The following is an 8,589-nucleotide window of genomic DNA, read 5'->3' on the forward strand; positions in this document are numbered from 1 at the left end:
GGACTACAACCTGGATTCAAATATAATTATATTGAGTAGACATCAACAAATTTCTTTTTACCTCCTTCAGAATAGAGACTCCCGTATATGAGACTGTCCAGTGAAGGATTTTGCGTATAAACGTATCGCCAAATTTACCGAATTGGAGCATGAATTTGCTTTCAATTCTCTTCACTGGACATTCTCTATATGACAAAACATAGAGAGGGGGAATCCCTATAATCTTGTGAGATAATATAAATACATGGATAATGAGCGATCGATACGGTGGAATATGCTCATTAGCGGGACGGTCCAGAGAGTTGGTTTTCGTCATATAATACAGGGGATTGCCCGCAGGCATCGTATCACCGGATGTGTAAAAAATCTGGAAGGATATGATGTTCAGATTATTGCCGAAGGGAACTCCGAAGATCTCTCTCACTTTAAAGATGAGATCAGTATTCAGGATTATCCCATTTATGTCGAAAATATTGATGTATGTGAAGAATCCTTCACAGGGGAATATTCATACTTTGAGATTACCAGAGGGACTCCGGAAGAAGAACTGGCAGAACGTTTTGACTCTGCAATAGCGATATTCTCCCGGATGGAGAAAAAACAGGATATCGCCATTGACCTGGGAAGAGAAACAGTGTCACTGCAGAAAGAGTCACTTTCACTGCAAAAGGAGACGCTCAGTTTGCAAAAGGAGACACTATCACTTCAGAACGACACAATCTCTCTGCAGAAAGAGACACTTCATGAAGTAAAGGGGATCCGTCAGGATCTGAATAAAACCCTGACTCAGGAGATCGCTGAAGTGAAAGAGGAACTCAGGGAGATACGCTCCGCTTTGATCCAGGCAGGAATTATGCGATATGCTCATTCCTGATCATCATACCAGTTCTGGCGCTGCAAACTGATATTCATTTATAATAGTATTATCAAGATTACATTAAGCTCATGGAAAATAAATACGAGATATCGTCTTCGCTCCAGTCACTCCTTGATCATGTTGAAGAGCAACTTGATACCCGGATTTACCTTCAGCGAAAACAGGATGCACCCAAAAAAGGGCTTCTGCTTGATCAATATTCATTCCAATCCGGTCGCAATGTTATTGTTTTTTCAAACCAGCAGATCGGAATGCTGAAAGATTTTGTCATTGCCCAGAACGCAATCAAACTTCTTCTTAAGGGAATTGCTGCTAAAAATTCCGGATACCGGGTACTCTCCTTTGACAGTAAATCAGCAACTCTTGGCATGGAGCAGATCTATCTTGATGTCCTGAAGGACGAGAAGACGCGTCACCTTGATTTCTGGATCAAGAAGAAACTCATGTTTTATCTGTACATGCTGTTTCATGAGACACTCTGTGAGCTCCCCTGGACCCTGATGGCAAACATTGTTGTTTCCAAGCTCTGTCCGGTAATGCGTAATGCGCAGGTGTATTTCCTCATGAAAGAGAGTATGCGTGATATGCATGATCTCGTTTCTTTCAAAGACTTCATCCCCCGGCGGTATTTTGTCATGCATAACGGAATGTACTATGGCCGTGATCTACTGCTTGGTGAAGTGATGAGTGAGATGAAACTCAACCCGATGATCAATATTCCGGAGATGAAGAAGTTCAAGAATCTCAATCTCATGGAGATGCTCACTCACCGCTGGCAGAAGAACCCCTGGTATCAGACCAAACTGGTCGGGGATGCCATGGTAAATATCACCAAGGAACTCAAGGTAGCCCAGACCTGTGAGAATCCCCGGGCAGAAACCTACCCGACGATATATAATTTCATTGAGGAGATCACCAACCGGTGGGTGAAACTGATGCAGATCGAGAAATACTATTACTGGGAGACTCCGGAGCACCAGCAGAATGCCATCAAGATGCAGGAAGAGTACGAGAAAGAAGCACGGATGACGATATTTGGGGAAGTATAATCTCCATATTACATATTTTCAGATAATGTATCCTGAAAAGGGTTGCCATTATTATCAGGAGAAGCCTGATAACATCAATGTTTTTTGTAATCTTTTGCTGGTATGAGTTATCCTGATATTGCAGGATAGCCAGCCAATACTATGCTGCAGCAAACGGTTTACCCCGGGATTGATCATCAGGTTCAGTATCCGGTGACGATATGGGGGATGTGAAACCGGGAGAAAAGGATTATTGATGCAGGGATCATCGTATTAGTATTCATGAAGTTCTTCAATACCGCAGGACCAGTGAACCCGGAGGATCACTATTGCCTGGACCCGCTTTCCAGATTTAATCTGGAAAAGATAATTACCCTGATTCTACAGAAAAATATTTTGTTCTCCATGCTCCCCGACAGACCGGGAAGACATTATGCATGCTTGTAATGATGCATTACCTGAATCAGACCGGAGCATATCGAGCTCTTTATACAAATATCGAGAATGCACAGGCGGTAAGAGAGAACGTTCAAACTGGAATTCAGTCAGTACTGAGTTCTCTTGGTATGAATGCCCGTGATCTGATCAATGACCGGTTCATTCTTGAGAATGATAACCGGATTCTGAAAGAACGAGGTCCATTTAGTGCTCTCGAAGAGACGCTTCAGTCAGTGGTCAGCCCATGAGTCTTTGCCTATCGTTCTGATAATTGATGAGATTGATGCTCTTGTTGGAGATACACTCATTTCAGTCTTCAGACAATTGCGATCCGGGTATTCCCGCAGACCTGATTTCTTTCCCCAGACTGTAATCCTTTGTGGAGTGAGGGATGTCAGGGATTACCAGATCTATTCTGATCGTCAAAAATCAATCATCACCGGGGGAGTGCGTATAATACTAAAGCAGAGTCACTCAGGCTCGGAAATTTTTCATATCATGAGACGGTGGAACTCTGTCTCCAGCATACAAAAGAAACCGGACAAATATTCGAACCGGATGTTTTAGATGCGATATGGGAGAACTCACAGGGACAGCCATGGCTCATCAATGCTTTGGCATATGAAGCATGTTTTAAGATGAAAAACACACTGGATCGTTCGGTTCCGGCAACCAGCAATATGGTAGAAAAAGCTAAAAATAACCTGATTATCAGCCACGAAACGCATCTGGATCAACTCGCGGATAAACTCAAAGAAGAGCGGGTGAGACGGGTTATCGAGCCGATGCTTGAAGGCACCGGTGTGGATTCAACCATCAATGATGATGATATCTCGAATGTACTCGATCTCGATCTGATTACCAAGGGGAGCGAAGGTCTGCAGATAGCAAATTCGATCTACCGCAAGGTTATCCCACGCCAGCTGACGAGTGTGACCTGTTATAACTTAGAAGCGAGCATTCCACGGAAGCCATTTATTCAAAGAGATGGCAGACTTGATACCCAGTATCTTTTCGAGCAGTTTCAACAGTTTTACCGGGAAAATTCAGGGAGTTGGCTTGAGATCGCCCAATACCTGTAGGCGGGCCCTCAGCTTCTGCTTCAGGCATTTCTCCAGCGGGTTGTAAACGGAGGGGGAAGAATAGAGCGGGAATATGGTCTTGGTCGTGGAAGATTGGATCTCCCTGGTGATCTGGCCTGGTCTTGACCGAGCAGTTCAAAGGATAGTCATTGAATGGAAGATACTCAGGGGATCACGTGAGAAGAGTATCAGGGAGGGACTTGCCCAGACATTCAGGTACGCTGATACCTGTGGGGCTGATGAGGCTCACCTGGTAATTTTTGACCGGACTGAGGGCAAAACATGGGAAGAGAAACTATTCTGCAGCGAAGAGATCTATGATGGGACTCCGGATCATCCGATTCAGTTCCCGGTGATGGTATGGGGGATGTGAAACCGGGAGAAAAGGATTATTGACGTAGAAACCACCGTATTAGTATTCATGAAGTTCTTCAATACTGCTGGCCCGATAAATCCAAAGGATCATTATTGCCTGAACCCACTTTCCAGATTTAATCTGGAAGAGATACTATCCCTGATTCTGCAGAAAAAATATTTCGTTCTCCACGCTCCCCGCCAGACCGGGAAGACCTCCTGTCTTCTTTCGTTAAGAGATTACCTGAATACCAGAGATCACTATTATACCCTCTATATCAATGTCGAAAGCGGACAGACTGCACGGGAAAATGTCAGAAGAGGAATACAGGCAGTTATAACCCAACTTACTATCCAGGAAGATATCACATTCAGGAGTACTTTTTTTCGAAGTCAGGTTTCAACCGCAATCGATGTATTTGGAGAAGATGCAGCTCTTGGAGCTCTGCTCTCTTCATGGTGTAGGATCCTGGACCGTCCACTTATTCTTTTAATCGATGAGATCGATGCTCTGGTTGGTGATACGCTTATATCAGTTCTCCGCCAGCTGCGAACGGGGTACACCAGCCGCCCTCATGACTTTCCATCATCAGTCATTCTCTGCGGGGTCAGGGATGTCAGGGATTACCGGATCTATTCTGATCTGGAGAAGTCCAGCATTACCGGGGGGAGTGCATTCAACATTAAAGCAAAATCACTCAGGCTTGGTAACTTCTCCAAGGATGAGACGGTTGAACTCTGCCTTCAACATACAAAAGAGACCGGGCAGATATTCGAACCCGGTGCTTTGAATGCCATATGGGATAACTCACAGGGACAACCCTGGCTGGTTAATGCCCTGGCGTATGAAGTATGTTTTGAGTTTAAAATTACCAATGATCGTTCAGTTCCGATAACCAGCAATCTGGTGGAAGAAGCTAAGAATAACCTGATTATCAGGCACGAAACTCATCTGGATCAACTCGCAGATAAACTCAAAGAAGAGCGGGTGAGACGGGTTATCGAGCCGATGCTTGAAGGTACCGAGGTGGAGTCAACAATCAATGATGATGATATCTCGTATGTACTCGATCTCGGCCTGATTACCAAGGGGAGCGAAGGTCTGCAGATAGCAAATCCGATCTACCGCGAGGTTATCCCACGCCAGTTGACGAGCGTGACCAGTTATAACTTAGAAGCGAGCATTCCCCGGGCGCCATTTATTCAAAGAGATGGCAGACTTGATACCCGGTATCTCTTTGAACAGTTTCAGCAGTTTTACCGGGAAAACTCAGGGAGTTGGCTTGAAATAGCCCAGTACCGGGAGGCGAGTCCTCAGCTTCTGCTCCAGGCATTTCTCCAGCGGATTGTAAACGGAGGGGGAAGAATTGAGCGGGAATATGGTCTTGGTCGTGGAAGGTTGGATCTCCTGGTGATCTGGCCTGGTCTTGACCGGGCTGTTCAAAGAATAGTCATTGAGTGCAAGATACTCAGGGGAACACGGGAGAAAACTATCAGGGAGGGAATTGCCCAGACATTCAGGTACGCCGACACCTGCGGGGCTGAGGAGGCTCACCTGGTAATTTTTGACCGGACTGAGGGCAAAACATGGGAAGAGAAACTATTCTGCAGCGAAGAGATCTACACCGGGACTCCGGATCATCAGGTTCAGTTCCCGGTGACGGTATGGGGGATGTAATCTCCATTCCTTAAAACGTGTCAAAAAATCCCGGCAGAGATCTGATATCTTTTCTTCTCTATCGGCTTGGAAAAGTCAGGCAGCCGGGAGCCATATGAGACTTGATATCGATTGACTTCAGGGAACTCATGCCATACCAGCCCGGCAGCATGATCCTTTCAAATAGGGAACCCTGACAATATCGATAAAGATGTTGCAAAAAATCTGCAGGCATAGGGATAATCATGGAAGAACGGCAACCGAATTTCCACGACTGGATTAATCCGGATTAACCCCAGTGATGAGAGGAATACAGGTGTAATATTGCCATAAATATTAAAGTTTGATGTTTTCATAGTCGGAGTTTGGAGAGAGTCGGAAAAAACATGTTTTGAAGATTAAACATCCGAATCCTATGATTTCTCAATCAAAGTACGATGAAAGTCTCTATACATCGGAATTGAATCTGATTGTTTTCTGATGGTCCGGGTAAACCCGTATTTTTCATAGAAGCCAAATGAACGAGGTTTCACATCAACGGTAATAATCCTGCATCCAACATGGTGGGAGATGTTTATCGCGGTGACCAGGATTTTACGGAGCATATTTCTCCCAACATCCCGTTTCGTAAATCGGTCATCTGTTGCAAGCCGCGCTATCTTGAGAGCAGGATATCGTGAGTACGGATATCCTGGGACCCCATCACCTTCCTGAATACCACGAACTTCAATACTATCCGAGATAAGAGTGTAAAAACCCACTAATATTTCATTCCAATACACCAGATGAGTCACTGAGATCCGGTTTTTCTGACTTTTAAGTGAATCGAATTTGAGAAATTCTTCAAGGTCATTCTCACGGCAAGTAAAACCGGAAAGATCATCTTCAGATGAAAGAATCGAAAACGTAAGTTCTTCTTTAGGGATTTTCATTTAAGAAAGGAGTTCTCCGCCTCTTCATAAGCTTCCAACAGCAATTTCTTTCCTTCAGGGGTATCTGTTGGATTACGTATGTACCTATGAAAGGTAAGTGCATCTTCGCCTTCAAGAACAAGCCCGAGTTCAATAGGTTTAGCCATATCTACTTGTTCCATATTGGAAGTGAAATGCGATTATAGTATCTCAACAGTACTCAATATATGGTGTTGAGTTCTTCTTGTGGGAATCAATACCCTTTGCTGAGTGCTTAACCAGATGTATTAGTCATCCAAAGCAAAATCTGTGATATGGGCTGTGGTGAATGAATTTTCAACAACCCGCACATAAAAATCCCGTGAATATTTCAATGGGGCGACATTTCATTCCTATCGGCGTTTTGATGGGAGTCCTGGCGCGAGAGATCAGCCCGGGTTTTCCATCCAAATATATTAGTGCTATACCTACGAGCGTCAATGGCGATCATAATTCCTCAATCACGGCGGAATGAAGAACCCAAATCGGGGGAAGATATGCCCCCATTCTTGGCATTACCCCCACATTTGGAGATGAATCCCACAATACTCCCCGTATTTCTACGTTTTGTTTCAAGATAGGCGAAGGGAAAGCGACTTTTTAGCATCAGAGGATAAATTGACCCTAAAACCTGGAAATGGGAGATATTATTCAAGAACATATACCCCCCCGATCAATTCCAGATCAGGATCAGTATAAATTATACCAATTGAGGCCTGATTTAGAGTTATTTCAGGTTCAAAAAACGGGGATGCAACAAAAAGCCAAATTTAACCTTATTTTTACAATTAATCGGTAAAAACCGGCACTCTATCGCAATGGTATACGCTCAATAAAATCAGAGATATAAACTACTACCTTACTCCTTTATCGGGGCTTTATGACCCCTTATTAAAACGCAATTTGGGCTCCTTTCAGAATTGAAACCCTTTACTCCTCAGCTACGGATATAACGATTTATAGTCTAACACAATCAAATGAGAGGGATTTCATAGTATCGAAACAGAAGTACTGATATATTTTATGCGGGTTAAAGAGACGAATAATCTGATTATCCAATTTATCAGAGGAAATCGTGGAATAATCGAAGTCGGCAAACTCACAACCATCGCACTTTTTGCGGTTTTATCACTCTTTGTCTCAATATACTTTTTATATTTTAGCCCATATGTGGGTTTCAGATTTGTGTATGTATTTATTCCCCATATGTATCTAATCCCGATCATCCTTCTCGCACTCTGGTACCCGAAATCGGGAGTTAAACTGGTGATCTTGATCCTTTGTTTACTCTTCATTTTCTGGATTTGTGCAGGTTTTTTTGGGTATACATTCCCTCCCTTATTTGTTATTCTATACACTGGAATTGATTTAGCAATTTTTTTTGTATTCTTGTTGTATGTAAAAGACAGACGATTGGTTGAAGCGGTAATTTTGGATCTCATAGAGCGAAGCGCTTCTAGAAATGATGGCAGCCATAATAATTTTGATCCATTTAATGGTGATTTTGATGCAATTATCTCAGCCTTAGGATCAGTTGATGAAACTTCGCGCGAAGAGGCGGTATTAGCTCTTTCAGGCCTTGATGACGAGCGGGTGATTTATCCCCTAATATCCGCACTCAAAGATGATAGTGCGTATATCCGAAGAAGCGCGGCAGATGCATTGGGAAAAAGTAATTCACTAAAAGCAGTTAAGCCACTCATCGAAGCCCTGACTGATGATGATCGATACGTGAGGGAATCGGCATCTGAAGGACTTGGACATATTGGAAAAATATCTATGCCAGATCTAATCAAAGGACTTTCACACCCGGATTGGAGGGTTCGTATGGGGATTGTGATTGCATTCAGGGTTTCACCAGAATTACCCGATATGGATCCAATAATCAGATTACATTCAGATGACTCAATTTATGTTAGAAGGGAAGTGGTGAAGACACTTGGTCGAATAGGGGATCGAACAATATTTCCCTATCTTGTTGAAGCAACAAAAGATCCAGATCCTGGGGTCAGGCTTAGAGCGGTACGTGCGGTAGCTCGCATGGGAACCATACCTGAAGTAACTTAAGTTCTTAGGCGATGCATGAAAGACCCAAATGGAGCAGTGAGAATTCGGGCAGGAGAAGAGTTGCAAAAATGTGTTAGTAATCAAGATTGAGAATGGTTCTCTAACAAAAACTGATACCATAATAACTTGTCAGAAA

The 8,589-nt window shown here is 43.5% G+C and carries 9 protein-coding genes; 7 read left to right on the top strand and 2 right to left on the bottom strand.

All coding sequences use genetic code 11. The features are described 5' to 3' along the window. Window positions 1-244 precede the first annotated feature (244 nt). The 6 genes from LUQ50_RS12370 to LUQ50_RS12395 all read left to right on the top strand — a co-directional run bounded on the left by LUQ50_RS12370 (window position 245) and on the right by LUQ50_RS12395 (window position 5,457). Window positions 245-874 (top strand): acylphosphatase, encoded by a 630-nt coding sequence (locus LUQ50_RS12370; RefSeq protein ID WP_300040146.1) that lies wholly within the window; start codon window positions 245-247, stop codon window positions 872-874. 71 nt (window positions 875-945) lie between these two features. After that, window positions 946-1,926 carry a hypothetical protein gene (locus LUQ50_RS12375; RefSeq protein WP_300040147.1) on the top strand — a complete coding sequence of 327 codons (981 nt, stop codon included), beginning with the start codon at window positions 946-948 and terminating at the stop codon, window positions 1,924-1,926. Window positions 1,927-2,342: 416 nt separating this feature from the next. Then, entirely contained in the window at window positions 2,343-2,591 is a 249-nt protein-coding gene (locus LUQ50_RS12380) for a hypothetical protein (protein ID WP_300040148.1), read from the top strand. Between the two features lie 258 nt (window positions 2,592-2,849). After that, a complete protein-coding gene (locus LUQ50_RS12385; protein WP_300040149.1) occupies window positions 2,850-3,425 on the top strand; it encodes a hypothetical protein in 576 nt (191 codons plus the stop codon). Between the two features lie 73 nt (window positions 3,426-3,498). Continuing rightward, window positions 3,499-3,798, top strand: a complete 300-nt coding sequence (locus LUQ50_RS12390) for a hypothetical protein (RefSeq protein WP_300040150.1) — start codon at window positions 3,499-3,501, stop codon at window positions 3,796-3,798. Between the two features lie 48 nt (window positions 3,799-3,846). Next, entirely contained in the window at window positions 3,847-5,457 is a 1,611-nt protein-coding gene (locus LUQ50_RS12395) for an AAA-like domain-containing protein (protein WP_300040151.1), read from the top strand. A gap of 392 nt (window positions 5,458-5,849) precedes the next feature. Here the strand turns inward: LUQ50_RS12395 and LUQ50_RS12400 are convergent, their stop codons facing one another. Further along, window positions 5,850-6,368: a GNAT family N-acetyltransferase gene (locus LUQ50_RS12400; RefSeq protein WP_300040152.1), complete on the bottom strand. Its 519-nt coding sequence runs from the start codon at window positions 6,366-6,368 to the stop codon at window positions 5,850-5,852. Continuing rightward, window positions 6,365-6,529 (bottom strand): hypothetical protein, encoded by a 165-nt coding sequence (locus tag LUQ50_RS12405; protein ID WP_300040153.1) that lies wholly within the window; start codon window positions 6,527-6,529, stop codon window positions 6,365-6,367. The genes LUQ50_RS12400 and LUQ50_RS12405 overlap by 4 nt, the downstream gene beginning before the upstream one ends. Window positions 6,530-7,817: 1,288 nt before the next feature. On the opposite strand from LUQ50_RS12405, the gene LUQ50_RS12410 reads away from it, so the two are divergent. Continuing rightward, window positions 7,818-8,453, top strand: coding sequence for a HEAT repeat domain-containing protein (locus LUQ50_RS12410; protein WP_300040154.1), 636 nt, complete (start codon window positions 7,818-7,820; stop codon window positions 8,451-8,453). The last annotated feature ends 136 nt before the right edge of the window (window positions 8,454-8,589 follow it).

It is taken from the genome of Methanospirillum sp. (assembly GCF_028679455.1).
Classification (GTDB): Archaea; Halobacteriota; Methanomicrobia; order Methanomicrobiales; family Methanospirillaceae; genus Methanospirillum.

Coding starts and splice junctions, on each gene's coding strand:
- LUQ50_RS12370 (WP_300040146.1), top strand. CDS start 245: ATGGATAATGAGCGATCGATACGGTGGAATATGCTCATTAGCGGGACG.
- LUQ50_RS12375 (WP_300040147.1), top strand. CDS start 946: ATGGAAAATAAATACGAGATATCGTCTTCGCTCCAGTCACTCCTTGAT.
- LUQ50_RS12380 (WP_300040148.1), top strand. CDS start 2,343: ATGCTTGTAATGATGCATTACCTGAATCAGACCGGAGCATATCGAGCT.
- LUQ50_RS12390 (WP_300040150.1), top strand. CDS start 3,499: ATGGTCTTGGTCGTGGAAGATTGGATCTCCCTGGTGATCTGGCCTGGT.
- LUQ50_RS12395 (WP_300040151.1), top strand. CDS start 3,847: ATGAAGTTCTTCAATACTGCTGGCCCGATAAATCCAAAGGATCATTAT.
- LUQ50_RS12400 (WP_300040152.1), bottom strand. CDS start 6,368: ATGAAAATCCCTAAAGAAGAACTTACGTTTTCGATTCTTTCATCTGAA.
- LUQ50_RS12405 (WP_300040153.1), bottom strand. CDS start 6,529: ATGGAACAAGTAGATATGGCTAAACCTATTGAACTCGGGCTTGTTCTT.